The organism is Streptomyces sp. NPDC058086 (assembly GCF_042885015.1).
Taxonomy (GTDB): domain Bacteria; phylum Actinomycetota; class Actinomycetes; order Streptomycetales; family Streptomycetaceae; genus Streptomyces.
The window spans coordinates 51,820-77,714 of record NZ_JBHVST010000023.1 but is presented as its reverse complement, the minus strand read 5'-3'; the positions used below and the strand labels follow the sequence as shown (position 1 = coordinate 77,714).

The 25,895-nt window shown below is 70.0% G+C and carries 31 protein-coding genes; 9 read left to right on the top strand and 22 right to left on the bottom strand.

Translation table 11 applies throughout. The features are described 5' to 3' along the window. The first annotated feature begins 122 nt into the window (after nucleotides 1-122). Nucleotides 123-308 (top strand): hypothetical protein, encoded by a 186-nt coding sequence (locus ACFVWD_RS20155; protein WP_054232402.1) that lies wholly within the window; start codon nucleotides 123-125, stop codon nucleotides 306-308. 213 nt (nucleotides 309-521) lie between these two features. Here ACFVWD_RS20155 and ACFVWD_RS20150 read toward each other — a convergent pair whose 3' ends face one another. The 3 genes from ACFVWD_RS20150 to ACFVWD_RS20140 all read right to left on the bottom strand — a co-directional run bounded on the left by ACFVWD_RS20150 (nucleotide 522) and on the right by ACFVWD_RS20140 (nucleotide 4,095). Then, a complete protein-coding gene (locus tag ACFVWD_RS20150) occupies nucleotides 522-1,814 on the bottom strand; it encodes a GNAT family N-acetyltransferase (RefSeq protein ID WP_389597713.1) in 1,293 nt (430 codons plus the stop codon). 344 nt (nucleotides 1,815-2,158) lie between these two features. After that, nucleotides 2,159-3,136, bottom strand: coding sequence for an asparaginase (locus ACFVWD_RS20145; protein WP_389597712.1), 978 nt, complete (start codon nucleotides 3,134-3,136; stop codon nucleotides 2,159-2,161). Nucleotides 3,137-3,375: 239 nt separating this feature from the next. Beyond that, nucleotides 3,376-4,095, bottom strand: a complete 720-nt coding sequence (locus tag ACFVWD_RS20140) for an AmfC protein (protein WP_389597711.1) — start codon at nucleotides 4,093-4,095, stop codon at nucleotides 3,376-3,378. A gap of 236 nt (nucleotides 4,096-4,331) precedes the next feature. Here ACFVWD_RS20140 and dtd point away from each other — a divergent pair, with 236 nt between their 5' ends. Continuing rightward, complete coding sequence (gene dtd / locus ACFVWD_RS20135) at nucleotides 4,332-4,769, top strand: D-aminoacyl-tRNA deacylase (RefSeq protein ID WP_101407999.1); 438 nt, start codon at nucleotides 4,332-4,334, stop codon at nucleotides 4,767-4,769. 27 nt (nucleotides 4,770-4,796) lie between these two features. Here dtd and ACFVWD_RS20130 read toward each other — a convergent pair whose 3' ends face one another. From ACFVWD_RS20130 to ACFVWD_RS20105, 6 genes are all read right to left on the bottom strand, one after another. After that, the gene (locus tag ACFVWD_RS20130; RefSeq protein ID WP_389597710.1) at nucleotides 4,797-5,762 is read right to left on the bottom strand and encodes a YgfZ/GcvT domain-containing protein; all 966 of its coding nucleotides are present in this window, start codon (nucleotides 5,760-5,762) and stop codon (nucleotides 4,797-4,799) included. A gap of 9 nt (nucleotides 5,763-5,771) precedes the next feature. Next, a complete protein-coding gene (locus tag ACFVWD_RS20125; protein WP_382190126.1) occupies nucleotides 5,772-6,209 on the bottom strand; it encodes a Fur family transcriptional regulator in 438 nt (145 codons plus the stop codon). Between the two features lie 73 nt (nucleotides 6,210-6,282). Further along, complete coding sequence (locus tag ACFVWD_RS20120; RefSeq protein ID WP_389597708.1) at nucleotides 6,283-6,858, bottom strand: FABP family protein; 576 nt, start codon at nucleotides 6,856-6,858, stop codon at nucleotides 6,283-6,285. Nucleotides 6,859-7,106: 248 nt separating this feature from the next. Continuing rightward, nucleotides 7,107-8,078, bottom strand: coding sequence for a hypothetical protein (locus tag ACFVWD_RS20115; RefSeq protein ID WP_389597706.1), 972 nt, complete (start codon nucleotides 8,076-8,078; stop codon nucleotides 7,107-7,109). Further along, nucleotides 8,075-8,992: a hypothetical protein gene (locus tag ACFVWD_RS20110; protein ID WP_389597705.1), complete on the bottom strand. Its 918-nt coding sequence runs from the start codon at nucleotides 8,990-8,992 to the stop codon at nucleotides 8,075-8,077. Before ACFVWD_RS20110 ends, ACFVWD_RS20115 begins: the two co-directional genes overlap by 4 nt. Continuing rightward, the gene (locus ACFVWD_RS20105) at nucleotides 8,989-9,789 is read right to left on the bottom strand and encodes a hypothetical protein (RefSeq protein WP_389597703.1); all 801 of its coding nucleotides are present in this window, start codon (nucleotides 9,787-9,789) and stop codon (nucleotides 8,989-8,991) included. The genes ACFVWD_RS20110 and ACFVWD_RS20105 overlap by 4 nt, the downstream gene beginning before the upstream one ends. A 99-nt stretch (nucleotides 9,790-9,888) precedes the next feature. On the opposite strand from ACFVWD_RS20105, the gene ACFVWD_RS20100 reads away from it, so the two are divergent. Continuing rightward, a complete protein-coding gene (locus ACFVWD_RS20100) occupies nucleotides 9,889-10,251 on the top strand; it encodes a DsrE family protein (RefSeq protein ID WP_101407995.1) in 363 nt (120 codons plus the stop codon). Nucleotides 10,252-10,318: 67 nt separating this feature from the next. On the opposite strand, the gene ACFVWD_RS20095 is transcribed toward ACFVWD_RS20100, so the two are convergent. The 8 genes from ACFVWD_RS20095 to ACFVWD_RS20060 all read right to left on the bottom strand — a co-directional run bounded on the left by ACFVWD_RS20095 (nucleotide 10,319) and on the right by ACFVWD_RS20060 (nucleotide 15,624). Next, nucleotides 10,319-10,579: a DUF3099 domain-containing protein gene (locus ACFVWD_RS20095; RefSeq protein ID WP_389597702.1), complete on the bottom strand. Its 261-nt coding sequence runs from the start codon at nucleotides 10,577-10,579 to the stop codon at nucleotides 10,319-10,321. 88 nt (nucleotides 10,580-10,667) lie between these two features. Next, on the bottom strand, nucleotides 10,668-10,955 hold the full coding sequence (locus ACFVWD_RS20090; protein ID WP_054232391.1) for a DUF1416 domain-containing protein: 288 nt from the start codon (nucleotides 10,953-10,955) through the stop codon (nucleotides 10,668-10,670). 30 nt (nucleotides 10,956-10,985) lie between these two features. Then, nucleotides 10,986-11,825 carry a sulfurtransferase gene (locus tag ACFVWD_RS20085; protein ID WP_351434050.1) on the bottom strand — a complete coding sequence of 280 codons (840 nt, stop codon included), beginning with the start codon at nucleotides 11,823-11,825 and terminating at the stop codon, nucleotides 10,986-10,988. Nucleotides 11,826-11,965: 140 nt separating this feature from the next. Continuing rightward, on the bottom strand, nucleotides 11,966-12,046 hold the full coding sequence (locus ACFVWD_RS20080) for a putative leader peptide (protein ID WP_350310325.1): 81 nt from the start codon (nucleotides 12,044-12,046) through the stop codon (nucleotides 11,966-11,968). Between the two features lie 243 nt (nucleotides 12,047-12,289). After that, nucleotides 12,290-13,042: a DUF2993 domain-containing protein gene (locus ACFVWD_RS20075; protein WP_389597700.1), complete on the bottom strand. Its 753-nt coding sequence runs from the start codon at nucleotides 13,040-13,042 to the stop codon at nucleotides 12,290-12,292. A gap of 174 nt (nucleotides 13,043-13,216) precedes the next feature. Beyond that, nucleotides 13,217-14,395 carry a hypothetical protein gene (locus ACFVWD_RS20070; RefSeq protein ID WP_389597698.1) on the bottom strand — a complete coding sequence of 393 codons (1,179 nt, stop codon included), beginning with the start codon at nucleotides 14,393-14,395 and terminating at the stop codon, nucleotides 13,217-13,219. Nucleotides 14,396-14,403: 8 nt separating this feature from the next. Further along, complete coding sequence (locus ACFVWD_RS20065; RefSeq protein ID WP_101404270.1) at nucleotides 14,404-14,658, bottom strand: MoaD/ThiS family protein; 255 nt, start codon at nucleotides 14,656-14,658, stop codon at nucleotides 14,404-14,406. Between the two features lie 69 nt (nucleotides 14,659-14,727). After that, entirely contained in the window at nucleotides 14,728-15,624 is an 897-nt protein-coding gene (locus ACFVWD_RS20060; RefSeq protein ID WP_389597696.1) for an alpha/beta hydrolase, read from the bottom strand. Nucleotides 15,625-15,909: 285 nt separating this feature from the next. On the opposite strand from ACFVWD_RS20060, the gene ACFVWD_RS20055 reads away from it, so the two are divergent. Both ACFVWD_RS20055 and ACFVWD_RS20050 read left to right on the top strand, forming a co-directional pair. Next, the gene (locus ACFVWD_RS20055; protein ID WP_385378397.1) at nucleotides 15,910-16,701 is read left to right on the top strand and encodes a response regulator transcription factor; all 792 of its coding nucleotides are present in this window, start codon (nucleotides 15,910-15,912) and stop codon (nucleotides 16,699-16,701) included. 71 nt (nucleotides 16,702-16,772) lie between these two features. Continuing rightward, a complete protein-coding gene (locus ACFVWD_RS20050) occupies nucleotides 16,773-17,795 on the top strand; it encodes a LacI family DNA-binding transcriptional regulator (protein ID WP_101404267.1) in 1,023 nt (340 codons plus the stop codon). Nucleotides 17,796-17,935: 140 nt separating this feature from the next. On the opposite strand, the gene ACFVWD_RS20045 is transcribed toward ACFVWD_RS20050, so the two are convergent. Next, entirely contained in the window at nucleotides 17,936-19,681 is a 1,746-nt protein-coding gene (locus ACFVWD_RS20045; protein ID WP_389597694.1) for a trypsin-like serine protease, read from the bottom strand. Nucleotides 19,682-20,050: 369 nt separating this feature from the next. Between ACFVWD_RS20045 and ACFVWD_RS20040 the strand changes: the two genes are divergently transcribed. The 4 genes from ACFVWD_RS20040 (at nucleotide 20,051) to ACFVWD_RS20025 (ending at nucleotide 23,962) form a co-directional block, all read left to right on the top strand. Beyond that, entirely contained in the window at nucleotides 20,051-21,262 is a 1,212-nt protein-coding gene (locus ACFVWD_RS20040; protein WP_389597692.1) for a S1C family serine protease, read from the top strand. A 34-nt stretch (nucleotides 21,263-21,296) separates the two neighbouring features. After that, the gene (locus tag ACFVWD_RS20035; RefSeq protein ID WP_384914649.1) at nucleotides 21,297-21,545 is read left to right on the top strand and encodes a hypothetical protein; all 249 of its coding nucleotides are present in this window, start codon (nucleotides 21,297-21,299) and stop codon (nucleotides 21,543-21,545) included. A gap of 195 nt (nucleotides 21,546-21,740) precedes the next feature. Continuing rightward, nucleotides 21,741-22,472, top strand: a complete 732-nt coding sequence (locus tag ACFVWD_RS20030) for a response regulator transcription factor (RefSeq protein ID WP_389597691.1) — start codon at nucleotides 21,741-21,743, stop codon at nucleotides 22,470-22,472. Then, entirely contained in the window at nucleotides 22,469-23,962 is a 1,494-nt protein-coding gene (locus tag ACFVWD_RS20025; protein WP_389597689.1) for a sensor histidine kinase, read from the top strand. The genes ACFVWD_RS20030 and ACFVWD_RS20025 overlap by 4 nt, the downstream gene beginning before the upstream one ends. On the opposite strand, the gene ACFVWD_RS20020 is transcribed toward ACFVWD_RS20025, so the two are convergent. From ACFVWD_RS20020 to ACFVWD_RS20005, 4 genes are read right to left on the bottom strand one after another with little or no spacing between them, the layout of a single operon-like run. After that, the gene (locus ACFVWD_RS20020; RefSeq protein WP_389597687.1) at nucleotides 23,956-24,354 is read right to left on the bottom strand and encodes a hypothetical protein; all 399 of its coding nucleotides are present in this window, start codon (nucleotides 24,352-24,354) and stop codon (nucleotides 23,956-23,958) included. The two genes, ACFVWD_RS20025 and ACFVWD_RS20020, sit on opposite strands and share 7 nt — an antisense overlap. Then, nucleotides 24,351-24,638, bottom strand: coding sequence for a hypothetical protein (locus ACFVWD_RS20015; RefSeq protein ID WP_168509438.1), 288 nt, complete (start codon nucleotides 24,636-24,638; stop codon nucleotides 24,351-24,353). The genes ACFVWD_RS20020 and ACFVWD_RS20015 overlap by 4 nt, the downstream gene beginning before the upstream one ends. Nucleotides 24,639-24,679: 41 nt before the next feature. Beyond that, nucleotides 24,680-24,907: a DUF397 domain-containing protein gene (locus ACFVWD_RS20010; RefSeq protein WP_389597686.1), complete on the bottom strand. Its 228-nt coding sequence runs from the start codon at nucleotides 24,905-24,907 to the stop codon at nucleotides 24,680-24,682. After that, entirely contained in the window at nucleotides 24,904-25,728 is an 825-nt protein-coding gene (locus ACFVWD_RS20005) for a helix-turn-helix domain-containing protein (protein WP_389597684.1), read from the bottom strand. Before ACFVWD_RS20005 ends, ACFVWD_RS20010 begins: the two co-directional genes overlap by 4 nt. Between the last annotated feature and the right edge of the window lie 167 nt (nucleotides 25,729-25,895).

Below are 25,895 nucleotides of genomic sequence, written 5' to 3'. Positions count from 1 at the left end.
TGAGTCGACCCAACGCGGAGATAACTATCAATGAGTTGGTTGCCAACTTGCACAACATGGTCACACTTCCCGAGGGTTGGCCGCCACAGTCGTCCTCCCCAGGACCCCAAGGAGGGAACGTCATGCCGCTCATCGCCCTCGCCGTCGCCGCCCTCGCCATCGGATTCGAGCAACTCATCCAGTGGAAGTACGGGCCGCTGGGCATCATCGCGTTCGTCGCGCTGTCCGTCGGCCTCAAGGCCAAGAACACCACCATCAGCGGCATCGGAGCCGTCCTGCTCGTGATGCTGCTCGCCCAGTCCGGCTGATCGGACGCCACCGTCCGCCAGTCCGGCTGACCGGGCTCCCCTCCGGAGGGGAGCCGGGAGCTCGGTCAGTCCGTACCGCACCACCGCACCACCGCACGGCTACGGATGCAGTGCACCACCACGCACCGACGAAACCGGAAGGAGCACCCTCAGCACACCGCGCACCACCACACCAGCCGTACAGGCCACACCATTCGGAAATCGGAATCGGAATCAGAAGATGTCCGGGCACCACGGTCGCCTGGACGTGCGGAGCAGGGCGTCGGCGAAGACGGCGGCGCCCTCTCGTTCTTCCCGCACCCGCCCGAGCGCGGCGAGCCGCACCGCCGACTCGTCGCCCAGCCACAGGGCCGCCAACTCACCCACGTTCAGGGTGAGATCGGCGGTCGTCGTGGTCGGTGCGCAGGTCGCCCCGTCGGGCCCGGCCTCTAGGCGGTAGCGCCCGGCGGAGAGTCCGTCCCCGTCGGTGACGTCCAGGACCAAAGTCCCGGACCCCGCGTACGTACGCGCCTCCAGAGCCCGTACGACGTCCAGGATCCGCACCCACAGCCAGTCCGCCTGGGTCGTGATGCGGGCGGCGCGCGGATCGGGGAGGAAGTGCGGGAGCAGGTCGTCGGGGGCGCGCCAGCCGGTCTTGACGTGGGCGATCCAGTCGATCGAGCAGAGGTACTGCCACAGGGCGCGTTCGGCCGCCGGGGTCACCGTGATCAGCCAGTTCACTTCCGCCGTGTTCAGCGGTTGCTTGACGTCGCCCCAGTTGTCGTCCGACTCGTACGAGACCAGGCCCTCGACCTCGCCGGTCGCCGAGCGGTACACGGCGTAGAAGGGTTCCTTCCACGAGTCGTCGCTCAGGCTCAGTGCGCCGGTGTTGATGTGCCACCAGCGCTCGTCGCGGTCGACCGCGCCCGGCTGGGTGCGACGGAGGCGGTCGTGCAGGTCCGGGCCGAGCTTGCGTACGTCCTCGCCGTCCACCAGGTCGATTCGGGCGCCGTCGGACGGACCCGACCAGCGGGGGTCCAGGCCCGACCTGGAGACGTCGATGGTCCACTCGGTGGCGGTGGTGGCCTGGCCGAAGCCGTACCGCCCGTAGATCGGGTACTCCGCGGCGATGAGGGTGGCGACCACGTCGCCGCGGTCCTTCGCCGCGGTGAGGTCGGTGGCCATCATGCGGGTGAGGAGGCCTCGGCGGCGGTGCGTGGGGGTGACGGTGACGTTGGTGATGGCGTCGGCGGGGACGGGGGTGCCGCCGACGGTGGTGAGCTGCTGCGGGAACGATCGGAAGGTGGCGACGATGGGGGTCCCCCCGCTCGAGCGAAGTCGAGAGTGGGGGAGGTCGGTGTCGAATGCGCCGAGGGTTCGCTGCGGGAGGATGATCGAACCGCGGTTGGTGATCTCCTGGTCCGATACTGCCGGGGAGCGTAGGAACCCCGTGTTCAGCGCGCGGATCCAGGCCGGGATCTCGGTCTCTGTGATCGTTCGTACGTCGATTTCTTCGCGACGGCTCATGGGTTCACGCTAGGGCGCCAGCACGCCCCCGTCGCACCGTTTTCGCCCCCGCCGCCCCTACCCGACCCATCCTGACTTGGGGGGCTCCGCCCCCAAACCCCCGATCGGCCTGAACGGCCTCGTCCTCAAACGCCGGACGGGCTGAAAGACGCGCGCAGCGCCCCTTCAGGGGCGCGGGGAACTGCGCGACCAGCCCCCACCACCCGCAGTCGAAGAACCCACCCGGGGGGTCTGGGGGCGGAGCCCCCAGGTTGAGGATGATGGGGGTCCCCCCTGCTCGAGCGAAGCCGAGAGCTTGGGGGAGGGTAGGGGCGGCGGGGGCGAGGAACGTTTGGGGGCCGGGCCTAGAACACCGCTCGGATCTCGCCCACCTCGACCCCTCCGCCCGTCAGGGGAGCGTGGCCGATCTTGGAGAGGATCGGGGATTGCGTGCCCAGGAGGGACAGGGCACGGGCGAGGACGGGGCCGAGTGCTCGGGTGGCGCCGTCGTCGATCTTGAAGGCGAGGGCCCTGCCGTCGGGGAGGGCCACCGCCTGGACGGCCTCCGCGCCCATCTTGGAGAGGGCGCCCGGTATCTCGCGCATGAGCCAGGTGTCGGGACGGCGCGTCCCGGCGACGTACTCGGGGTGGGCACGCATGGCGTCGGCGACACGCCGTTCGGCGGAGCCGGGGGCAGCGAGGACGAAGGAACGGAAGGCACGGGCAAGGCCTGTGAGGCTGATCGCCATCAGCGGCGCACCGCAGCCGTCCGTACCGACCGCCGCCACCGACTCCCCCGCCGCCTCCTCGACCACCGTGTGGATGAGCTGCTGGAGTGGATGCCCGGGGTCCAGATAGGAGTCCAGGGGCCAGCCTCGCAGCGCGCACACCGCGAGCATCGCCGTGTGCTTGCCGGAGCAGTTCATGGTGACCCGGTCACGGACCGCGCCTCCGGCGAGATACGTCTCCGCCTCCGCCGGGTCCAACGGCAGATCCGGCGGACACTGCAACTGCCCGGCGTCCAGCCCGTGCTCGGCCAGCATCTTCTGGACGAGATCGCGGTGGAAGGCCTCCCCGGAGTGGCTGGCGGCGGCGAGAGCCAGCCGTTCGCCGGCCAGGTCCAGCCCCGCCCGCAGCACACCCGCCGCCTGCATCGGCTTGTTCGACGAGCGCGGGAAGACCGGCGCGGTCACCTCACCCAGCGCCAGCTCGACCGACCCGTCCGCGCCCAGCAGCACCAGGCTGCCCCGATGACGCCCCTCGACGAATCCCGAACGGACGACCTCGGCGAGAACAGGCGGTATGAAGGGGTCTGCGGGGACGGCAGGAGCGGCGGCGGACATCGGCGGTGGCCTTCCATGACAGGGACCCGCCCGGTGATCGAACCGCGGCGCCGTACGGGAGGTCCCCCGATGGCGTGTCCCCGGCCGAGCCTCACGACCGCGGCCCGGGCCGTTCCCGGGCGCGGCCGCCGCGACCGCGGAACCGGGCGCGGCCATGGAGCCCGGCCCCGGATGTCCCGGACCGCCGGCGCCGTCACAGCCGTCGCACGCACCCCCCGGGATCGCCGGGGGCCACCGCGTCACATGAGCAGGTCGTCTACTTGTGCTTCCCCATCACGGTACCTGCGGGCGATCTCGGCGCTGCAATCGTCGGCCGTCCGCTGCAGGTGCTGACGCCGCCGGGAGACCTGCTGCTCGTAGCGCACGAGCCGTCCCATCCCCGCGCCGAGCTCGTCGTCCGTACGTGCTTCCAGGTCCGACAGCTCCACCTCGGCGAGCATGTCCGCGGCCAGCCGCCGGTACTCCTCGCCGTACGGTGTGCCCACTGTCACATGGCGGGCCGACGAACGGTGCCGGGCGGGCGCGTCCGTCAGGATCTCCGCGAGCCGGTCGACGACCGACGCCCCGCCGGAACCGGAACCCGCCCCCCTCCCCCCGGCCGGGCGCAGACCCGGACTCGTTCCCAGGCCCGAGACCAGCGGCGAGCCCGACGTCGCGGAGGGCGCCCGCAGTCCCCCGCGGCGCGCCAGCTCCGCCCGCAGGATGTCGATGCGCCCCTGGAGCAGCCGCCGCACATAGCTGAGGTCGGCCTCGTCGCGCTGCGCGTCGCGCCGCAGGGTCCGCAGTTCGGGCAGCCGCAGCAGGGGCAGTTCGGGCGCGGGCGGGTCCGGGCGCAGCGGACTGTCGGTGCGCTGCACGGGAGGACGATGAACCCCCGTACGACCGCCTCCCGCCCGTGGACTCGTACGGGTCAACGACACAGCCCCGGGCGGCTGCTGCCCGGTACTCGGTGTGCTCATGTGCCTCTACCGTCCCCTCGACCGGCGCGGTCCACCCCACGGTTGCACCGCAACACACGCATCGTGCCACCCCAAGTGGCCGCTATGTGACCGAGTGCCCCCGATCGGCCCCAGATGGGGGGGTAAGGAGCAAAAAGAAACCCCCAAAGGACCCCTCGAAAGAGGTCAGGGGATCACGCGCGAAGGCATTCAGCCCCGTGCAGGGGGGCTCCTCCCCGCACGGCATGATGGTTGCCATGCGTGCGGTGGTGCAGAGGGTGGACGGCGCGAGCGTCGTCGTGAACGGGGAACACGGTCCGGAGACGGTCGGAGCGATCGACGGCGAAGGGCTGTGCGTCCTCGTCGGTGTCACGCACGACGACACCAAGGAGAAGGCGGCCCAACTCGCCCGCAAACTCTGGTCCATCCGGATGCTGGCGGACGAGAAGTCGTGCTCCGACATCGACGCGCCGCTGCTCGTCATCAGCCAGTTCACCCTGTACGGCGACGCCCGCAAGGGCCGCCGCCCCACCTGGAACGCGGCCGCCCCCGGCGATGTCGCCGAACCCCTCGTCGACGAGGTCGTGGCCCAACTCCGCGCACTGGGCGCCACGGTGGCGACGGGCCGGTTCGGCGCGCAGATGCGCGTCTCGCTGACGAACGACGGCCCGTTCACCGTGCTCCTGGAAATGTGACCCAGGAAATGCGACCCGCCTGAGGCCCTACGGCTCGACCACGACCTCCTGCGCCGCCGCCGTCGTGTCCGCCAGCAGCCGCGCGTCCAGCGGCACGTTCCGCTTCACCAGGCCGAGCGCGATCGGGCCGAGCTCGTGGTGGCGTACGGAGGTGGTGATGAAGCCGATCTTCCGGCCGTCGGGGCCGTCGTCGGCGAGGCGGAGTTCGGCGCCGTGCGGCGGCAGATGGACCTCGCTGCCGTCCAGGTGCAGGAAGACGAGCCGACGCGGGGGCTTGCCCAGGTTCTGCACGCGGGCGACGGTCTCCTGGCCCCGGTAGCAGCCCTTCTGGAGGTGCACCGCGGTGCCGATCCAGCCCAGCTCGTGCGGGATCGTGCGGTGGTCGGTCTCGAAACCGAGCCGCGGGCGGTGGTGTTCGACGCGCAGCGCCTCGTAGGCCAGCAGCCCGGCCGGCGGACCGGCCTTCTCGGCGTAGGACTCCAGGTCCGCACGCGGCAGGAAGAGATCACGCCCGTACGGCGTCTCGCGTACGACCACGCCCTCGGGGACCTCGGCGATCGAACCGGCCGGCAGGTGCACCACCGCGAAGTCGTCCGTGCGGTCGGCGGTCTCGACGCGGTAGAAGAACTTCATCGACTCCAGGTACGCGAGCAACGCGTCCTGGGTGCCGGGTTCCACGTGGGCCCAGGTGGTGGTGCCGTCGTCGACGAGGTACAGCGCGTGCTCGATGTGGCCGTGCGCGGAGAGGATCAGCGCCTCGGTGGCGCGGCCCGCCGGGAGGTCCGTGACGTGCTGGGTAAGCAGCAGGTGCAGCCAGCTCAGCCGGTCCTCACCGGTGACGGCGACGACACCGCGGTGCGAGAGGTCCACGAAGCCGGTGCCGTCGGCGAGGGCGCGCTGCTCGCGGAACAGGTCACCGTAGTGGGCTGCGACCTGTTCATCCACGCCTTCGGCGGGGACGGCGCCGGGCAGGGACAGGAGGGGGCTCTTCATACACCCAGCCTACGACTTGGTAGTTGAACTCTTGAGAGAGCAGTCCTTGCACCGGCCGAAGATCGCGAAGTGCTTCATGTCCGTCTCGAAGCCGAACGTGTCCCGGAGCTTCGCGGTGAACTCCGCGGCGACCGAGACATCGGCCTCGATGACGTTCGTGCAGTCCCGGCAGACCAGATGGATGTGGTGATGCCGGTCGGCGAGATGGTAGGTCGGCGCACCGTGCCCGAGGTGCGCGTGGCTGACCAGATCGAGCTCCTCCAGGAGCTCCAGGGTCCGGTACACGGTGGAAATGTTGACCCCCGACGCCGTCTTCCTCACCTCGATGAGGATGTCGTCGGGGGTCGCGTGCTCCAGGGTGTCCACGGCTTCGAGGACAAGCTGGCGCTGCGGCGTCAGCCGGTAGCCGCGCTGCCTCAGGTCGCTCTTCCAGTCGGTGCTCACCACACAGGAAGTCTAGGACCATTCCGGGATGTGACGACCTGAGGAGAGCCGCTGAACCTGCCCGACCACTTCCGGACTACTTGAAGAACGCGATTCCGTCGTCCGGCATGTCGTCCGGAAGGGCCTTGGCCCAGCGCTCGACGTCCTCCGGAGTGACGACCTTCTTCAGGTGCGCGGACATGTAGGGGCGCAGCTCGACCTCTGGGGTCTGCTTCTCACCGACCCACATGAGGTCGCTCTTCACATAGCCGTAGAGGCGCTTGCCGCCGGTGTAGGGACCCGCAGCCGCCGTGCGTGCCACGGCATCGGTGACCAGGTCGATCTGCGGCGTCTTGGGGGCCAGGTCGCCGTACCAGATCTCGACGACACCGTCGTCGCGGGTCATGACGACCTCGACCTTGCGGTCGGAGTCGACGCGCCAGAAGCCGGACTCGGTCTCCAGCGGCCGGACCTTGTTCCCGTCGGCGTCGAGCACCCAGGTGTGCGAGTGGTACTCCAGGAAGTCTCGCCCGTCGTGGGTGAAGGTGACCTCCTGCCCGAAGTTGCACTTCTCGGAGCCGGGGAAGTCGTGAACGCCCGCACCGGCCCAGTCGCCGAGCAGGAAGGCAAGGGGAAGCAGGTCCTTGTGCAGGTCGGACGGGATCTCGATCATGAGCTCGGCAGTTCCTCGATGGGGGTCAGCGCTGGCCCTGGTACAGCTTCTTCACGGTCAGCCCGGCGAAGGCGATCACGCCGACGCAGACCAGGACCAGCAGGGTTTCGAAGAAGATCTCCACGGGGTGCTCCTCGGATGAGCGGGGTGGGCGGTACAAGAGCCGAGCCCCAGCTTAGTGGGCCGGGGCTCGGGGCTCTCTGCGAGGTACTCCTGGGCGGTTCTCCGCGCGGTACGCCCAGGCGTGGTCAGCCGAGCAGCTGGCTCTGGAGGACCACCGTCTGCTGGAACGGGACCGCCCGCGCGGCGCCCTTGCGGGACTGCACGATCAGGGCGAGGGTGTCCCCGGCCGAGAGGTACGCCTGCCGGACCTGCTCGGCGCCGTACGGCTTGATCTCGTCGTACGCGTGACGGACCACGTCGTCGACCGCGGCGCGGTCCGGGAACCGGTCGTCGGCCATCGTCCGCTCGGCGCCGCGCACCGCGTAGTTCGGCATGTTGTAGCTGGTCAGCCCGGGCGAGTTCACCTCGTCCGCGACGACGGCCGAGTCGAACTGCAACAGGTAGATCCGGGTGTGCGTGCCGTCCGGCGTCGTCCAGCCGCGGGCCGCGATGTGCCGCAGACCGTTGTCGGTCAGCTGCTGCCCGACCGTCTCCCGGTCGTCCCGCGTGGCGTACTCCGCCAGGAACGTCTTCGTCGCCAGCCAGCCGTCCGTCCCGCGCAGCGCCGTGTCGACGTGTGCGCCCTTCGGGGCGGGCAGCACGAGCCTGCGCAGATCGGCGTAGTGGGTGCCCGTCTTGTTCGACTCGGCGAGCGGGCGCGGGCTGCCGGAGGGCAGCGGCGGCCAGGTGATGGTCGGGTAGTCCCAGCGCCCGTCCGACTCCGTCGCCAGACCGGGTACGTCGGTGCGGTCCATGCGGGTGATGCCGTACGCGACCGACGTGCCGACCGCCGCGAAGACCACGGTGGCGGCGGTCCAGCGCAGCACGGCCCGCAGCACCCGACGGTCCTTGCGCACCCGGGCCGGGGGCACCTCGGCCCCGACGGCGGTGGACGGCACCTGCGGGTCGACGACCGCGGGCACGGCCTCGGGACCGACGACCGCGGCCGGCGCCTCGGGCGCGGGTGGCAGCGCGGCCTGCGCCTGGACCGGCGCCGTGGTCCCGTCCTCGACGGGCGTCGCCGCCGCGTCCTCGACGGAGCTCGTCCGCTCGGTCATACCGCCTCCCCCGGCTCGGCGATGCGGTCGAGCTGCTCGCGCAGCAGCATCGCGACACCCTTGGTGTCCAACGGCTTGGCCCCGTAGGCGGTCGCGCTGACCAGCACGTCGCCCTGGTAGGCGGAGCAGACCATCATGTCGAGCTTCTCGTCCTTGTCCTTGGGCGGCAGGAAGCACTTCGCGTTCTTGTGGCCCTTGATCTCCGGACCCTTGCGGAAGATCTTGAGGGCGTCGAAGAACTCGTTCTGGAACGTCGAGATGCCCTTCACCGCTGCCTTGTCCTCGATCTGGGCCAGCTCGACGCTCATGGTGAAGGCGCTGTCGGCGTACAGCGTGGAGGCGTACCCGTTGGAGGTGCTGAGGTAGCTGCGCATCGCGATGCCCTTGGTGTGCTGCTTGTCGATCCGCTTCTCCAGCTGCCGCCGCTGGGAACGCGGCAGATCCCGCAGCGCCTCCTTGCGCAGAGCGGTGGCCTCGGGCCCGCTGAGCGAGGCGTCGGAGCCGAACTCCCCAATGTCCGGGCCCCGGCTCCAGCCCTCGGTGCCGTACGGCACGAGCATCGCGGCGAGCCCCGCGGGGGCCTTCGCCGACTTGGCGCCGTCGTGGGCGGCGTCCGGGAAGGTCCAGGAGGGCGCGCCGGGGTCCCGGTCGGCGTCCTGGACGGTCACGACGGTGTAGCCGGCACCGCCGACGACGGCCGCGACGAGGAGCACGGAACCGGCGACGGCGGCGACGCGACCCCGGCGGAGGGGTTTCTTGACGGGGGCGATGGATTCGGGCGCGGCGGGCTCGGGCGCGGACTCCGCGGCGGGCTCGGGCGCGGACTCCGCGGCGGGCTCGGGCGCGGACTCCTGGACCAGCTCCTCCACGCGCTCCTGAACGGGCTGCTCGCTCATCGGTTGCTCGTCGGTCACAGCCGCTCCATCTGCCGCTCGGCCAGGTCCATGATCTTGGCCTTGGAAATCGGCTTGGTGTCGTAGATCCAGACCTCCATGGCGATGTCACCGCGCCAGGCGTGTGCCTGTGCGCTGTACACCGGTAGGTAGCCGGGCTTGGTGTCGGGCTTGGTCGTCACGTACGCCATGCCGTCGCCCGTGCCGGGGACGGGCCAACTGCGGGTGCCGTCCACGTTCCAGTTGCCGGCCTGTTCGGAGGCGGAGAGCTTCTCCTGCTGGCGGTACTGCACGAGCCGGATCCCGACGCTGTACGTGCTGCCGACCCGCCAGTCGACGCCGGCCGCACGCCGGAACTCCGCGCCGACCAGCTGCCCGAACGCCTGGTCCGGGTCCTTGAGCTGGTCCGCGTACTGGGCCATGGTCAGCCAGCCGTCGCGGCCCGGTGCGTACTCGGTGTCCTGGGCCCCCTTCGGCCGCTTGATCAGCAGCTTGCGCAGGTCGCCGTCGGTCTTCACGCGGCGGTCCTGCGCGGCGGACAGGGGTTCGGGCCCGGCACCCTTGGCCTGGGCGACCACGGGCTGCGAGAGCGACGGCAGCCTGGTCGGATCCCGGTCGGCCTGGATCAGATAGCCGGCGCAGGTGCCCCCGACGAGCCCCAGCACGGCGGCCGTGGCGATCAGCAGGGCCGTACGCCCCCGCCGGCGTACGCGAGGCGCCTCCTCGGATGTCTCCTTGCCCGTTGCCTCAGGACCTGGCACGGGTACTTCCTCGACTTCCACGACATCCCCCCACGGAACGCGACGCACGGATTCCATATCCGCGCGCACAGGAGACCCATGGGAATCTCATGGAGTTGTAAGGGGCATGATCACGATTCGGATTCTCCCCGAACTCCCCCGGACTACCATGCGGCCATGGCGAAGAAGCTCGTGATCAAGGTGACGGCGGGGGCCGATGCCCCCGAGCGCTGCTCGCAGGCGTTCACGGTCGCGGCGGTGGCCGTGGCCAGCGGGGTCGAGGTCTCCCTGTGGCTGACCGGCGAGTCCTCGTGGTTCGCACTGCCGGGCCGGGCCGCCGAGTTCGAGCTGCCGCACGCGGCGCCGCTGCCCGATCTGATCGACTCGGTCCTGGCCGCGGGTCGGCTCACCCTGTGCACCCAGTGCGCGGCGCGCCGGGACATCACGGAGAAGGACGTCATCGACGGCGTACGCATCGCGGGCGCCCAGGTGTTCGTCCAGGAGGCGATGGCGGACGAGACGCAGGCGCTCGTCTACTGAAGGTGCCGCGCGAAGGTGCCGCACGTATGAAGGTGCTGCGCGTACTGAAGGTGCCGCGCGCGCCCTCCTACGGGCGGCGCTTCTTGCCGTCGAGCTCGTCCCACCACTCGTCGGACTTCTGATCCCCGGACGGGTCGTCCCACCAGCGGTCCTCGGGCCCCCGCCGGTTGGCGACCATCGCGGCGAACGGCGGAATCACCATCGCCACCACACACATCCCCACGGCCACGGGAATCGACCAGAGCCGCACGACTCCCCAGGCCAGGACGAAAAGACCGATGCACGTCCCCATCATGGCGAAGTAGACGTGTCGCCGTCGTGCGTACATACCTCAAGCCTAGGCCCGTACATACCGAAGGGCCGCACCCCGAGCGTCCAACCCTGGGGTGCGGCCCTTCGGCCACTCAGAAATGCCGTCAGACGGCGATCGCGACCTCGGCGAGGCCGCCCGTCTGGGCGACGACCGTGCGGTCCGCGGTGCCACCGGGGACCAGGGCGCGTACGGTCCAGGTGCCCTCGGCCGCGTAGAAGCGGAACTGGCCCGTCGCGGAGGTGGGGACCTCCGCCGTGAACTCGCCGGTCGAGTCCAGCAGGCGCACGTAACCGGTGACGGGCTCGCCGTCGCGGGTCACCTGGCCCTGGATGGTGGTCTCACCGGGCTTGATCGTCGAGGCGTCGGGGCCGCCGGCCTTCGCTCCACACATATTTCGATTCCGTCCTTCAGGCCTTGAGGGTTACTTGTTGGCGCCGAGCTCGATCGGGACGCCGACCAGGGAGCCGTACTCGGTCCAGGAGCCGTCGTAGTTCTTGACGTTCTCCACGCCGAGCAGCTCGTGCAGCACGAACCAGGTGAGCGCGGAACGCTCACCGATGCGGCAGTACGCGATGGTGTCCTTGGCGAGGTCGACCTGCTCCTCGGCGTAGAGCTCCTTGAGCTCGTCGTCCGACTTGAAGGTGCCGTCGTCGTTGGCGTTCTTCGACCACGGGATGTTGCGGGCGGTCGGGACGTGGCCCGGACGCTGCGACTGCTCCTGCGGAAGGTGGGCCGGGGCGAGCAGCTTGCCGCTGAACTCATCGGGCGAGCGGACGTCGACCAGGTTCTGCGAACCGATCGAGGCGATCACATCGTCGCGGAAGGCGCGGATCGCGGTGTTCTGGGCCTTGGCCTTGTAGTCGGTCGCGGCACGGTTCGGGACCTCGGCGACCAGGTCGCGGGAGTCGAGCTCCCACTTCTTGCGGCCGCCGTCGAGGAGCTTGACGTTCTCGTGGCCGTACAGCTTGAAGTACCAGTAGGCGTAGGACGCGAACCAGTTGTTGTTGCCGCCGTAGAGGACCACCAGCGTGTCGTTGGCGATGCCCTTCTCCGACAGGAGCTTCTCGAAGCCCTCCTGGTCGATGAAGTCACGGCGGACCGGGTCCTGGAGGTCCTTGGTCCAGTCGATCCGGATCGCGTTCTTGATGTGGTTCTTCTCGTACGCGGACGTGTCCTCGTCGACCTCGACGATGGCCACGCTCGGGTCGTCCAGGTGGTCCTGGACCCAGTCGGCGTCGACCAGGACGTCGCTGCGGCTCATGCTGTTTCTCCTCCGGGGCAGTTGCGGCGGGGCGGTGCGTTAGACAGAGGGTGCGCGGTCATGCCTGTCGAGCCTGCGCGGCGCGCACGGGGACCCTGGCGAAGAAGGGCCAGGGGAGGGCGGACGGACGAATGTCCCGCTCAGAAGGTGCGACAGAGCATGGCGGCGACGCGGCACAGGTCTACTGCCCGCCGCTTCGTGAGATCCGCCTGTCGCTTCATGGGTCCGATCGTAGGGACGGACAGGCGGACATGTCACCGGTGTGTCGGATGCTGAGATGCGATCGTCCGCGATGTGGGACGCGTTCACCGCCGGTGCGGCCCCCGCAGGGATTCCGGGCGCCGGCATCCGTCATCACACCGACCGCACATCTGCGGTACGGACCGGCCCGTCTCGCCCTTCGGACAGCTCTCCGGTCGCGGTCTCCCCGGCCTCCGGCCTCTGGCCTGCGGCCGCTGACCCTTCTACCCGACCAGCTTGACGTTCGAACCCTTCACGGAGACGTCCACGCCGTTCGCGGCCGCCTGGACCGTGTCGAGCTGGATGCCGCCCGGCAGCTGGCCGATCTTCTGCTCGAAGTCGGTGATCGCGCGCACCCGGTTCTCGGCGAGGTCGACGCCCAGCTTGGGGAGGGAGTCCGCGTGCACCTTGACCGTGTTGCCGCCGACGACCGTGACCGAGCTGAGCACGGAGACCGGCTGGGGCACCTTGGTGCCGCCGATGCTGACCTCGACCGCCACCTTGATCTTGCCGTTGCCGCCGTCGGAGAGGCCGACGACCCGGGCGGTGACCCCGGGGCCGACCCGAGTGGGCTGGGACTTGGCGGTCTTGAGCAGCTCGGCGTACCCGATGGACGCGGAGCCGGTGGCGCTGTTGGCGGTGGCGGAGCTGTAGTCGCCGTTGAAGCTGACGCCGTGCATCTCGGCGTTCAGGTCGTCGATACGGATGGTGCCGGTGCCCCCGGCACTGCCCGCGCCGCTCGTCGACGCCTCGTAGTCCTTGATGCCGATCTTCACGTCGTCGAGTTCGCCGCCGACGACCTGGGTGAGGAAGGGGAAGCCCTCGATGGACACGTCCGGCGTGCCGGCCAGGCCCTCGGTGGTCTTGATCCGGTCCGCCGCCTTGTTCTCCGCGAAACCGACCGCCACCCGGTCCGCGATCACGAACAGGCCGCCCAGGATGACGGTGACGATCAGGATTATTCGCAGTGCACGCATGCGCGGTGTTCCCCCACCTCGAACGGATCCGGGCGACCGAGTGGTCCTCCCTCGCGAACCTAACCCCGAAGGGCCCCGCGCCGGGGGCCCTCCGAAGTAGTTGTAGATCACCTGTGACGAACAGCCACTGGACCAGGCCCCAGGGCCTGTCCGGCGGATCACGCGGGACAGGCCCTAGCCGAGAGCGCGGCCCAGCAGGTAGACCGCCGGCGCCGCGGCGGCCAGCGGCAGGGCCACGCCCGCGGTGAAGTGGACGAAGCGGGACGGGTAGTCGTAGCTGGCGACCCGGTGGCCGATCAGCGCGCAGACCCCGGCGCCGAGGCCGAGGAAGGCCCCCTTGCTGCCCAGGTCCGTCGTGCCGCCGACCGCGATACCGGCGCCCGCGGCGGCCAGCAGCGCCACCACCACGGAGGCCGCGGTGGGCAGCGGCAGGGCGCGGGCGAGGATCGCGACGGCGACCGCGGCGGCGCCCACCGTGACGGCGTCCGGCTCGGCCGCGAGGTGCCCGGTCGCGATGATCGCGAGCGCCGCCGAAGTGACGGTCGCCATCAGGCCGTACATCCGGGTGTCCGGGTCGGCATGACTGCGCAGTTGCAGGACGAGGGTGAGCAGGACCCACACGCCGAGGGTGCCGAGGATCGCGGCGGGCGCGTTCTCCCGGCCCGCCGCGAGGAGCGCTACGTCCGCGGTGACCGCGCCGAGGAACGCCAGCGCGATGCCCTGGCGGGCCGGCCACATCCCGTTCAGCCGGAACCAGCCCGCCGCGGTGACGGCCTGGAGGAGGACGAGGGGGACGACGAGGGCGTACTGCCCGATCGCCGCCGTCCCGGAGAGCAGCAGCCCGAGCACCGCGGTGAGCACGGCGGGCTGGATGCCGGGTTCGATGATCGGGGAGCGGCCCTCGGCACGGGCGCGCTGGGCGTCGGTGACGCGGGCGTTGCCGGTGACGGTCGGGGGGCCGTAGCCGGAGGCGGTCTCCGGGGTGACCGCACTGCCGGTGCCGGTGCCGGGCGCCTGCTGGGCGGGGGGCTGGTACGCGGGCGTCCACTCCGGTGCCGGAGTCGGTGCCTCCTGCGGCAGCGGCTGCCCTACCGTGCCGTACGTCTGCGGCTCGGGGTACGCCTGGTAGCCCCGCGGCGGCAGGTACGCCGCGTCCGCCGCCGGCATCGGGGGCTGCACCTGGGTCTCCCAGGTCCGCCCCTCCCACTGCTGCGTGTGCTGCTGCCACTCGGGCTGCTGCGGCGGCTGTTGTTGCTGAGGCCGTTGCTGCGGCTGTTGTTGCTGAGGCTGCGGATACGGGTCGTACCCCTCGTACTGACCCTCGTACCGGCCCTCGTACGGCTGGTCGCTCATCGTCTCGCTCACCCTCCTGCGAACGGCGGGAGCACCTCGACCGTGCCGCCCTCGGCCAGCCGTACCGTCTCATGTTCGCGAGTGCCCACGGGGTCACCGTCGATGAGGAAGGAGCATCGCCGCAGGACGCGGACGAGTTCGCCGGGGTGTCGCGCGCGGGCCGCGTCGAGCGCCTCGGCGAGCGTGCCCGCGTCGTACGGCTCCTCCGCGACGCCCGCCGCGGCCTTGGCGGCGGCCCAGTAACGCACCGTGCCCTGTGCCATCTCGTTCCTCAATCGGTGTTTTCCGTGAACACGGATCAGTCATCAGTGGTTTCTGTGAACACGGTCAGGCTAGCCCGCCGCCGCGACGGCCCATGCCCCGATACGGCCGAGCAGCCCGTCGTCGGCCGCATGCTCGGCATGGCCCATGCCGTGCTCGATCCACAGTTCGGCGTGGCCGCGGGAGGCGGCGGCGAGCATCCGCGGGTGGTCGACCGGGAAGTAGCCGTCCTGGTCGCCGTGGACAATCAGCAGCGGAGTGGGCGCGATGAGCGGGACCGACTCGACCGGGGAGGCCGGCACCGGGTCCCAGTCACGGTGGTGGATCCGGGTGCGCAGGCCGTAACGGCCGACCGCGCGGCCCACCGGCCGGGTTACCAGCCAGTGCAGGCGCCGCATAGGGGCCGTACCCCGGTAGTACCAACGGGCGGGTGCGCTCACCGAAACCACGGCGTCCGTACGCGCCTCGGTGCGCCCCTCGTGCTCCATCTCCGCGCCCCGGTCCGAGCCCCCGTCCGGGCCACCGTGCAGCGCCGCGTGCCGCAGCACCACCGACCCGCCCATCGAGAAGCCGACGGTGGCCACACGCGTGTGCCCGAGTTCGCGGGCCCAGGCCACCGCGGCGGCCAGATCGTGGACCTCGCGGTCACCGACCGTGGAGCTGCCGCCGGAGGCGCCGTGACCACGGAAGGAGAAGGTGACCACTGCCGCGTGCCGGGCGAGGACGGCCGCCGCGTGGCGCACGTGCGGACGTTCCAGATCGCCCGTGAAGCCGTGCGCGACGACAATGACCACATCGTTCAAGCCAGTGGCCGAGTCACCAGAAGGCCGCGTTCCAGGGTCGTACGCCGCATCGATCGTCACCCCGTCGACGGTGTGCAGAAACCTCCGCAAAGGGGTCCGCGGGGGCGTCTCAAGGGGTGGACGATCGGAAGATCCCGTCGCTTGACCTGCCGGACCTGAGCTCATGTGGGCTATTCTGCTGGGCAGAGGACTCGGGCAGCGTAGCCCCCGGGTCCTTTTGTGCTTTCTGAAGCGTTGTATACGAAGCGGGAAACCGCAGGTGTACGAAGCCCACGAACGCATAGAACGTGTGGCGGCCCCCAGTGGGCCGTCCGGCGGCTCCCAGGGGCGCGGGAGCCGCACCGTAGGAAGCAGTGCCGCAAACGTCCTCGCAGGGACCGAGGAGGAACCAGACGTTATGGGCGAGCGAACCTTGCATGACCGTAGGACGACCCAGGCAGGTGGGGCGCGATGAGTTCTCTGCTGCTCCTGACCAATGCTCTTCAGCCGTCGACGGAGGTGCTTCCCGCTCTCGGCCTGCTCCTGCACAACGTGCGAGTGGCTCCGGCGGAAGGCCCCGCTCTCGTCGACACCCCCGGTGCCGACGTCATCCTGATCGACGGCCGGCGGGACCTCCCGCAGGTGCGCAGCCTGTGCCAGCTGCTGCGCTCGACCGGGCCCGGCTGTCCGCTGATCCTGGTCGTGACGGAGGGCGGTCTCGCGGCCGTCACCGCCGACTGGGGCATCGACGACGTGCTCCTGGACACCGCGGGACCGGCGGAGGTCGAGGCGCGACTGCGGCTGGCCATGGGCCGCCAGCAGATCGTCAACGACGACTCCCCGATGGAGATCCGCAACGGCGACCTCTCGGTCGACGAGGCGACCTACAGCGCCAAGCTCAAGGGCCGGGTCCTCGACCTGACCTTCAAGGAGTTCGAGCTCCTCAAGTACCTGGCGCAGCACCCGGGCCGTGTCTTCACGCGCGCCCAGTTGCTCCAGGAAGTCTGGGGCTACGACTACTTCGGCGGTACGCGGACGGTCGACGTCCACGTACGGCGGCTGCGCGCGAAGCTCGGACCCGAGCACGAGTCGCTGATCGGTACCGTCCGGAACGTCGGTTATCGATTCGTTACACCTGAGAAGGTGGACCGCGCCGCGGACGAGGCGAGGGCCAAGGCGGCCCAGCCAAAGCCGGAGGATGCGGACGAGACGGCGCACCTGGACGCCGTCGAGGCGGTCGAGGCGGCGGCGGAGGCGCAGTAGGCGGTAACGGAGGCGCAGCAAGCCTCCGTACGCCCTGCCCAGCGGCGGGTCCATCCGCGTAGACTCCGCGCGTGGCCAAGGTGACGAGGGACGATGTAGCGCGACTGGCGGGTACGTCCACCGCCGTTGTCAGCTATGTCATCAACAACGGACCGAGGCCGGTTGCCCCGGCCACGCGCGAGCGTGTTCTCGCCGCGATCAAGGAACTGGGGTACCGGCCCGACCGGGTCGCCCAGGCCATGGCGTCGCGGCGGACCGAGCTCATAGGCCTGATCGTGCCGGACGCGCGCCAGCCCTTCTTCGGGGAGATGGCGCACGCCGTCGAACAGGCCGCCGCCGAGCGCGGGAAAATGGTGCTCGTCGGCAACTCCGACTACATCGCCGAGCGCGAGGTCCACTACCTGCGCGCCTTCCTCGGTATGCGCGTCTCCGGGCTGATCCTCGTCAGCCACGCGCTCAATGACAACGCTGCCGCGGAGATCGACGCGTGGGACGCTCGCGTGGTGCTGCTGCACGAGCGCCCCGAGGCCATCGACGACGTCGCCGTCGTCACGGACGACATCGGCGGCGCTCAGCTTGCCACCCGCCACCTCCTCGAACACGGCTACGAATACGTGGCCTGCCTCGGCGGCCTCGCGGAGACCCCGACCGTCGGCGACCCGGTCTCCGACCACGTCGAGGGCTGGCGGCGCGCGATGCAGGAGGCCGGGATTTCCACCGAGGGCCGCCTCTTCGAAGCGCCGTACAACCGCTACGACGCCTATCAGGTGGGCCTCCAGCTGCTCGGCGGTCCCGACCGCCCGCCCGCCATCTTCTGCTCCACCGACGACCAGGCGATCGGCGTGCTGCGCGCCGCGCGTGAGCTGCGCATCGACGTTCCGGGGGAGCTGGCCGTGGCCGGTTTCGACGACGTCAAGGAAGCCGCGCTGACGGATCCGCCGATGACGACGATCGCCTCCGACCGGTCGGCGATGGCGCGGGCCGCGGTGGATCTCGTACTGGATGACGGGTTGCGGGTCGCGGGGTCGCGGCGCGAGCGGTTGAAGGTGTTTCCGTCGCGGTTGGTCGTCCGGCGTTCTTGTGGGTGCGAGTAGCTCCGCTGGTAAAGCGGGTTTTGCGGGTCGTTTTCAAAGTGCCAGCGAGTGGGGGCTGGTCGCGCAGTTCCCCGCGCCCCTAAAACAGGGGCGCGTCGGCCCCCGCGAGATCACGGGGGCCGACGCATCCTGGTGCTGAGCTAGAACAGCAGGTTGTACTGGTTGAAGCCGCTGCCCAGGCCGATCCGTGAGCCGAAGAGGCTGCTGGAGGCCTTGTTGGTGCCGGGGTAGAGCCAGAGCTTGCCGGCGGAGTCGCGGGTGATGACGTCGGCGATGCCGTCGCCCGTGACGTCACCGTTGGAGACGTACGAGGTGAAGTTGAAGCCCGTACGCGCCTGGATCCGCGCCGCGAACGGGGTCTTCTCGACCTGCGTGCCCCGGTAGAGGTACAGAACGCCGGAGCTGTTGCGGACCAGCAGGTCGGCCCTGCCGTCGCCGGACAGGTCGCCGTGGCCGAAGATCTTCACGTTCTTCCAGGCCTTGTCGACGACCTTGACCTTGCCGTAGAACTGGCCGTTGCCCTTGCCCGGGTAGAGGTAGACCGAGCCGTCGGCGTCCACCGCGACCAGGTCGGGGCGGGCGTCGCCCGTCATGTCGCCGGGGATGGCGTACGACTTGTAGCCGCCCCACACCGAGCTGATCTGCATCCAGTCGTACTCGCCGGAGCTGTGGTTCAGGTAGCTGCGGTACAGCTTGCCGTCGCCCTTGTCGCGCATGATCAGGTCCTGGTAGAAGTCCCGGTCCAGGTCGGCCTGGAGGACCCAGCTGGCGTTCTGCCAGCCGTTGCCCTGGTAGGCGCGGGCGGCGAGCGAGGTGCCCTTGCTGTCCTGCTGGAAGAGGCCGCCGGACGGCGTGCGCTCCAGCAGGTCGGCCTTGCCGTCGAAGGTCAGGTCCGCGTCGTCGATGCGCGGCTGGGCGGCCCAGGTGTACGAGGACACCTTGGTGAACACCGGGTAGGCGCCCTTCGCGGTGCAGCCCGCGACGCCCCACGAGACGATGCCGACGACCTTGCCGCCGACGATGACGGGACCGCCGGAGTCACCGTTGCAGGGGCTCTTGGTGCCCTCGTCGGTGCCGGTCGCCGGGGTGCCCGCGCAGAACATCGCGCCCTCGACGAAGTCGTCCTCGCCGAGGACCGACTGCATCGCGGAGTTGCAGGTGGAGTCGGCGACCAGCGGCAGGGTCACCTTGCGCAGGTTCGCCGACAGGTCGGCACCGTCGGCGCCGGAGGTCAGGCCCCAGCCGTAGACGGTGGCGGAGTTGCCGGCCTTGTAGGAGGCGCTGTCACCGGCGGCCACCAGCCGCTGCCACTGCTGGTCCAGCGGGCGGTCGAGCGTGAGGACCGCGATGTCGTTCTGGACGGTCGTGGAGTTGTAGTGCGGGTGGTTCCACTGGCGGTAGACGCCCGCGACCGTGCCGCTGGTGTCGTCCAGCAGTCCGGTGGCGCCGGCCAGCACCGCGCCGTTCTTCACCCAGTTCAGGCCCGCGACACAGTGGGCCGCCGTCAGGACCTTGTTCGGGGCGACGAGGGTGCCGCCGCAGAAGTAGCCGACGCCGGCCGTGCTGTCGTAGTAGGAGAGCTGGACCATCCACGGCGCGGAGGAGATCGTCGTCTCGGTGCCGCCGATGATGAAGGGTGTCTTCTTGGGGGTCGTGTCCGGGGTCGCCCGGTCCTTGACGGCCGCGGCGACCCGGCCGCGCAGCTCCTTGTCGGAGACGGCGGGCTTCGCGGGCTGGGACTGGTTCACCTCCGGCAGCGAGGGTCCGTCCGCCGCGGTGGCGGGGTGCGCCGCGAAGGCGCCGGCGCAGGTCAGCGCCAGCGCGAGAGCGGCCGTGGGCAACGCCGTGGCGGGGCGTCTCCAGCGGTCGCGCAGGGCACGTATCACTCAGGGCTCCTGGTGTGGGTGCGTGTGGTGTCCATGACGTAGGAGGCCCGAGAAGGGCGTACGACGCACCGGCCCGAACGACGGCAGCGGTCGCCGGCCATGGCCGACAACCGCCTGCATCGATTCAGGCACACCGCGGAGCCCCCCTCCGGCGCGGAGAGCGTAGGCCTCATCCGCCCCAGAACACATGTACTACACAGCAGACAGACAAGTATTCGTCCGTCGCCTTCCGTGACATCACCCCCACGCAACCCGCTGTTTCCCGGTTTTCAGCGGGCTCGGGCGCCTTTATATCGGGCATACGAGGTTCTGTCGGGCTTCTCAGCGGCCACTCAGGGAGCTCTCATGATCGGGGGACAAGCTTTTTCCATGACCGAGAGCTTCCGCCGCAGCGGCGAGTACCCCCAGGGCGACGACCACCAGGCGACCGACCCCATGCGGGCGGCGTACCCCCAGCAGCAGCCCGTCTCTTCCTCCCCCGTGAACCCCGAGTGGCCCCCGCCGCCGGCGTACGAGCCGGTCGCTCCGGTCGCCGTCGACCCGGGTACCACCGTGTGGCCGGGCTCCGGTCAGGGTGGCGACGGCGGTCACGGCGGAGGCGGCGCCTACGCCGGCTACCCCGGGCCGGACGCCGTCTCCTCCACCGCGGTACTCCAGGCGCAGCCGGTCCCGGCCGCCCCTGCCCCCGCGCCGAAGAAGCGCGCGAAGGGCACGATCGCCCTGCTCGCCGCCGTGGCGATAGTCGCGGCCGCCATCGGAGGCGGCACCGCGTACGGCATACAGGAGCTGACCGGCAAGGACACCGCGTCGAGCAGCACCAGCACCACCGTGGTGCCCGCCGCCAAGAAGGGCACCGTCGCCGGTGTCGCCCAGGCGGTCAGCCCGAGTATCGTCGAGGTCGGTGCGACCTCGAACGCGGGTTCGTCCACCGGCTCAGGCGTGATCATCTCGTCCAGCGGCGAGATCGTCACCAACAACCACGTCATCTCGGGCGCCTCCCAGATCAAGGTGCAGCTGAGCAGCGGCAAGTCGTACACCGCGAAGGTGGTCGGCACCGACAGCAAGAAGGACCTCGCGCTCATCAAGCTCGAGAACGCGCCCTCCGGCCTGAAGGTCGCCACGCTCGGCAACTCCGACGGCGTCCAGGTCGGCGACGACGTCGTCGCGATCGGCTCCCCCGAGGGGCTGACCGGCACCGTCACCAGCGGCATCGTCTCGGCGCTCAACCGTGACGTCACCGTCTCCACGGACGAGAGCCAGGGCCAGCAACAGCAGCAGGGCGGCGGCAGCGGCCAGTGGCCGTTCTCCTTCGGCGGCCAGCAGTTCAACGGCGACACCGGTTCCTCGACGACCACGTACAAGGCCATCCAGACCGACGCGTCCTTGAACCCCGGCAACTCCGGCGGCGCCCTCATCGACATGAACGGCAACATCGTCGGCATCAACTCCGCGATGTACTCGGCCGCCGACTCCTCGTCCAGCTCGTCGAGCGCGGGCAGCGTCGGCCTCGGTTTCGCCATCCCGATCAACACCGTCAAGTCGGACCTCGCCAGCCTGCGGGCCGGCGGTTCCGACAGCTGAGTCCTTCTCGGCCAAGTCCTTCTCGGAGGTTGAAATGATCACTCGCGTCTCCCACAGCATCGAAGGCACCGACCCCGCCGGCCTCGACCTGGCCCTCTCCGTCGCCCGTGAACTGCACCGGCCGGTGCCCCGGGCTCCGGAAGTGACGGTCCCGCAGTCACAGAGGACGGTCCCGCAGCCGCAGATGATGGGCCTGCACACCTCCGCCGATCACCCGCACCGCCGCAAGGTCCCGCTGAGCCGCCTGAGCCGCCTGAGCCAGCTGAGCACGCTGGGGGTCTGAGCCCCCCGAGCAGACCGAGCAGGCCGAGCAGGCCGCGGACCTGAGCCGACGAACCGATACCCGTCGATCCGCGTCGATCTCCGCCGGTCCCCACTGAACGCCGCTGAACGCCGCTGATCCTTTCTGCCCCGGCCGGAACGTGCGAGGCTGAAAGCGTCCAGCCCCGTCCCACCGCACCCCTAGGAACCCACGCCCATGAGCCCCGCCGAAGGCGACCGTGAAACCCAGCGCATCCTGATCGTCGACGACGAGCCGGCCGTGCGCGAAGCACTTCAGCGCAGCCTCGCCTTCGAGGGATACGACACCCAGGTCGCGGTCGACGGAGCGGACGCGCTGGAGAAGTCGACCGCGTACCAGCCCGACCTGGTCGTCCTGGACATCCAGATGCCCCGGATGGACGGCCTGACGGCCGCCCGCCGGATGCGCGGGGCGGGCACGACGACCCCCATCCTCATGCTGACGGCCCGCGACACCGTGGGCGACCGCGTGACCGGCCTCGACGCGGGCGCGGACGACTATCTGGTCAAGCCGTTCGAGCTGGACGAGCTGTTCGCCCGGGTCCGGGCACTGCTGCGGCGCAGTTCCTACGCGGCCGCGACGGTCGGCACCCCGGACGACGACGCGCTGACCTTCGGCGACCTGCGGATGGACCTCGCGACGCGCGAGGTCACGCGCGGGGGCCGGGCGGTCGAACTGACCCGCACCGAGTTCACCCTGCTGGAGATGTTCCTGGCCCACCCGCGCCAGGTCCTCACCCGCGAACAGATCCTCAAGGCGGTCTGGGGCTTCGACTTCGAGCCCTCCTCCAACTCCCTCGACGTCTACGTCATGTACCTGCGCCGCAAGACCGAGGCGGGCGGCGAGCCGCGCCTCGTGCACACGGTGCGGGGCGTGGGGTACGTCCTGCGGTCGGGCGGCGCGGAGTGATGAGGATCCTGCGCCGGTACCGGTCACTGCCGATCCGGTCGCGCTTGGCGCTGCTGGTGGCGGCGGCGGTGGCGTTCGCGGTGGCGGCGGTTTCGGTGACGTGCTGGTTCATCGTGGAAAGGAAACTGTACGAACAGGTCGACGAGTCTCTCGGCTCTCAGCGAAAGTCCCTGCCGTACCCCGTGGTCGAGAGCGCCCTCAACAACTGCGGCCGGGCCCCGAAGGCCAGCAGCAATGACTACCGCGGACAGTCCGATTCGTACGCTCAGGTGGTCCAGGCAGACGGCACCATCTGCGCCTTCGAGGGCTCCCGGGGCATAGTGAAGGTTGCCGACAGCGACAAAGAACTGGCCAAGAACGCGAAGGTCGGCGCCGTCACGATCCGGAACGGCACCGACAGTGACGGCAACGACGTACGAGTGATGACGACGGCGCTCGTCGTCAACGGCGTTCCCAACACAATGCCCAGCACCCGCGTGTTGTACGAAAAAGCGGCCTTTGTCGTCGCCGTACCTCTGAAGAGCACCGAGGCCACCCTCAACGACCTTTCTCTCGTCCTTCTCCTCGTCTCGGGCATCGGAGTCGTCGGCGCCGGAGCCGCCGGCCTGGCGGTCGCCCGCGCGGGTCTGCGCCCGGTCGACAAGCTCACCGAGGCCGTGGAGCACGTGGCGCGCACGGAGGACCTCTCCGTCCGTATCCCCGTAGAGGACGACAGCGAGGACGAGGTCGCCCGGCTCTCCCGCTCCTTCAACTCGATGACGTCCGCTCTCGCCAACTCCCGCGAGCTGCAACAGCAGCTGATCGCCGACGCGGGCCACGAGCTCCGTACGCCGCTCACGTCGCTGCGTACGAACATAGAGCTCATCACCCGCAGCGAGGAGACGGGCCGCCCGATCCCCCCGGCGGACCGCAAGGCACTGCTGTCGTCGGTGAAGGCGCAGATGACGGAGCTGGCGGCGCTGATCGGCGACCTGCAGACGCTGTCGCGTTCGGACGCGGGCCAGTCGGGCGACCGCATCCAGGTGGTCGACCTCCAGGAAACAGTCGAGGCGGCCCTCCATCGCGCCCGCCTGCGCGGCCCCGAGCTGACGATCACGGCGGACCTCCAGCCCTGGTTCGTACGGGCCGAGCCGTCCGCGCTGGAGCGGGCGATCGTGAACATCCTCGACAACGCGGTGAAGTTCAGCCCCGAGGGCGAGGCCATCGACGTCATCCTCAAGGGCGGCGAACTGACGGTCCGCGACCACGGCCCCGGCATCCCCTCCGAGGAACTCCCGCACGTCTTCGACCGCTTCTGGCGCTCCCCGTCCGCCCGCGCACTCCCGGGCTCGGGTCTGGGCCTGTCGATCGTGGCCAGGACCGTGCAGCAGTCCGGCGGCGAGGTGTCCCTGCAACCGGCGCAGGGCGGCGGAACGGTGGCGACACTGCGGCTGCCGGGCGCGCCGACGCCTCCACCCGAGCTGAGTCAGGACGGGGCCGAGGGTCAGTAGAAGCCGAGCATTCCTGGCGAGTCGATGTCGACGGGGACCACGCCCGGCGGATACGCGTTCTCGTCGCCCGTGAGCAGGATCGACATCCCCGTGAACTCCGGGCGCGGAAGCGCGCAGTACAGGGCGTGACAGGTGTCCGGACCGCCGTAGCCGTCGCGGATCATGGTGCCGACGGTGGCGGAGGCGACCGTGTCGAGGGTGTCCACGACGATCGAGGAGAAGGCGAGCACCCGCCGGGAGAGGTCCTCATCCCCCGCCTCGGCCTGCATGAGACACAGGGCAGGCACGTTGAGGCGGTCGCCGGGGGTACGCGCCATGTTCCCGGCCAGCAGGTTCAGCGTCTTGTGGCCGTCCGCGAGCGCCCTGACCGCGCCGGTGTCGAGAATGATCACGCGGCGGCGCCCCGAGCGGCTCGGACCTTCTCGGCGGCGATCTTGTAGATGTTCGCGAGCACGTCGGGGGCCCGGTCGAACTCCTCGTCGCTGATGTCCACGCCGATCATGCCCCGCACAACCTCCCGGTCGGCCAGGAGCCGCTCGGCCCGCTGCTCGGCGGTCAGCTGCTCGGCCGCGAGCTGCTCAACGAGCTGCCCCAAGGTCACGCCGCGATCCTTGGCGACCTGAGCGAGATGGTCGCGGACTTCCTTGGTCACCTGGATGGTGGTGTGCTGCGCCATAGAGAAACCGTAGCCCGACCAGCGTCAGCCCGGGAGGCGTCTCACGCGAACGAGACGCCGTCGAAAACCTCTCCGTTTTTGACCGCCCCCACGAAGGGCGCCCACGCCCCGGCACCGAGCACCAGCACGGGGCCCTGCGGGGCCTTGCTGTCACGGACGGGCACGAGGCCGGGGTGGCCGTCGGCGACCTCGACGCAGTTGTTGGCTCCCCCGTCGCTGTAGCTCGACTTGCGCCAGGCAGCGCTGCTGAGATCGGGGGTGTGCTTCATGACCGGTGCTCCTCCAGAACGCCCCTGATGAACGTGAGTGAGTCCGACGGGGGCAGCGCCATGTCTCGAAGCCGATCGTAGGACAAGCGGTGCCGCAGGACATCCTCCGGATCGTCGATCAACTCCCCTCCACCGTTGCCTTCTTTGTAGGCAACGGCGCTTCCGTCCTTCTGCCAGAGCGCCGTCAGTGACCCCTCTACGAGGTAGTGGACCCCTGCGGCGAAGGGGAGCACCTGGAGAACGACGTTGGGCCACATCGCGGCAGCCTCGATATGAAGCAGTTGGTCGTCCCAGGTCTTCGCGGTGGCCGAGGGGCGCCGGAACGCGTACTCGTCGATGATGAAGCGGACATGGGGCGCCGCGTCCCGGCGCAGCAGCAGTTGCCGCCCCAGGCGTGCGGCCACCTGCTCCTCGACTGCCTCATCGGTCTCAGCCGTTGCCTGGGGCCCAGACAACACCTCGCGGGCGAAATCCTCGGTCTGCAGAAGTCCGGGCACACCGAGCGTGAACACGTCCATCGCCCGCGCCGCCGCCTCCAGGCGCATGAACTCCTTGTACTTGTCCTTGAAGGCGTCGTGCCGCGCCACCTTCCACAGCTGGACCAGCAGGTCACCGGACCCGTAGTAGCCGTCAAGGTCCTCCATGACCGCCATCTTGGAGAGCCGCTTACCCGCTTCCAGGCGGCTCAGATAGCTCTTGTCGTAAGCGGTCTCCCCAGCCAGCTGGCCCAGTGATTTCCCCGCCTTCTCCCGCAGATACCGAAGCGTCCGCCCCAGCGCGGCGAGCCCCGACTGCCCTTCCCCGTCAACCTGTTCGTCCACGTCACCCCTCACCGTTGCCTGGGCGTCGGACAACGCCCGCCCTCTTCCGCAGCGTACGGGCAAGCAGTGACGATCTAGACACGAACGGTAATCACCGCTCGTCAGGACGGTACCCACGACAAACCCCCGCGGCCGATAGCAGGTCGACCCGGGGGCGTGGCCGACGC

Coding starts and splice junctions, on each gene's coding strand:
- ACFVWD_RS20155 (WP_054232402.1), top strand. CDS start 123: ATGCCGCTCATCGCCCTCGCCGTCGCCGCCCTCGCCATCGGATTCGAG.
- ACFVWD_RS20100 (WP_101407995.1), top strand. CDS start 9,889: ATGGCGAAGAAGCTCGTGATCAAGGTGACGGCGGGGGCCGATGCCCCC.
- ACFVWD_RS20075 (WP_389597700.1), bottom strand. CDS start 13,042: ATGCGTGCACTGCGAATAATCCTGATCGTCACCGTCATCCTGGGCGGC.
- ACFVWD_RS20130 (WP_389597710.1), bottom strand. CDS start 5,762: ATGAAGAGCCCCCTCCTGTCCCTGCCCGGCGCCGTCCCCGCCGAAGGC.
- ACFVWD_RS20105 (WP_389597703.1), bottom strand. CDS start 9,789: ATGGAATCCGTGCGTCGCGTTCCGTGGGGGGATGTCGTGGAAGTCGAG.
- ACFVWD_RS20115 (WP_389597706.1), bottom strand. CDS start 8,078: ATGACCGAGCGGACGAGCTCCGTCGAGGACGCGGCGGCGACGCCCGTC.
- ACFVWD_RS20090 (WP_054232391.1), bottom strand. CDS start 10,955: ATGTGTGGAGCGAAGGCCGGCGGCCCCGACGCCTCGACGATCAAGCCC.
- ACFVWD_RS20060 (WP_389597696.1), bottom strand. CDS start 15,624: ATGAGCTCAGGTCCGGCAGGTCAAGCGACGGGATCTTCCGATCGTCCA.
- ACFVWD_RS20095 (WP_389597702.1), bottom strand. CDS start 10,579: ATGTACGCACGACGGCGACACGTCTACTTCGCCATGATGGGGACGTGC.
- ACFVWD_RS20040 (WP_389597692.1), top strand. CDS start 20,051: ATGACCGAGAGCTTCCGCCGCAGCGGCGAGTACCCCCAGGGCGACGAC.
- ACFVWD_RS20035 (WP_384914649.1), top strand. CDS start 21,297: ATGATCACTCGCGTCTCCCACAGCATCGAAGGCACCGACCCCGCCGGC.
- ACFVWD_RS20150 (WP_389597713.1), bottom strand. CDS start 1,814: ATGAGCCGTCGCGAAGAAATCGACGTACGAACGATCACAGAGACCGAG.
- ACFVWD_RS20015 (WP_168509438.1), bottom strand. CDS start 24,638: ATGGCGCAGCACACCACCATCCAGGTGACCAAGGAAGTCCGCGACCAT.
- ACFVWD_RS20065 (WP_101404270.1), bottom strand. CDS start 14,658: ATGGCACAGGGCACGGTGCGTTACTGGGCCGCCGCCAAGGCCGCGGCG.
- ACFVWD_RS20070 (WP_389597698.1), bottom strand. CDS start 14,395: ATGAGCGACCAGCCGTACGAGGGCCGGTACGAGGGTCAGTACGAGGGG.
- ACFVWD_RS20030 (WP_389597691.1), top strand. CDS start 21,741: ATGAGCCCCGCCGAAGGCGACCGTGAAACCCAGCGCATCCTGATCGTC.
- ACFVWD_RS20120 (WP_389597708.1), bottom strand. CDS start 6,858: ATGATCGAGATCCCGTCCGACCTGCACAAGGACCTGCTTCCCCTTGCC.
- ACFVWD_RS20055 (WP_385378397.1), top strand. CDS start 15,910: ATGAGTTCTCTGCTGCTCCTGACCAATGCTCTTCAGCCGTCGACGGAG.
- ACFVWD_RS20010 (WP_389597686.1), bottom strand. CDS start 24,907: ATGAAGCACACCCCCGATCTCAGCAGCGCTGCCTGGCGCAAGTCGAGC.
- ACFVWD_RS20080 (WP_350310325.1), bottom strand. CDS start 12,046: ATGAAGCGACAGGCGGATCTCACGAAGCGGCGGGCAGTAGACCTGTGC.
- dtd (WP_101407999.1), top strand. CDS start 4,332: ATGCGTGCGGTGGTGCAGAGGGTGGACGGCGCGAGCGTCGTCGTGAAC.
- ACFVWD_RS20145 (WP_389597712.1), bottom strand. CDS start 3,136: ATGTCCGCCGCCGCTCCTGCCGTCCCCGCAGACCCCTTCATACCGCCT.
- ACFVWD_RS20140 (WP_389597711.1), bottom strand. CDS start 4,095: ATGAGCACACCGAGTACCGGGCAGCAGCCGCCCGGGGCTGTGTCGTTG.
- ACFVWD_RS20085 (WP_351434050.1), bottom strand. CDS start 11,825: ATGAGCCGCAGCGACGTCCTGGTCGACGCCGACTGGGTCCAGGACCAC.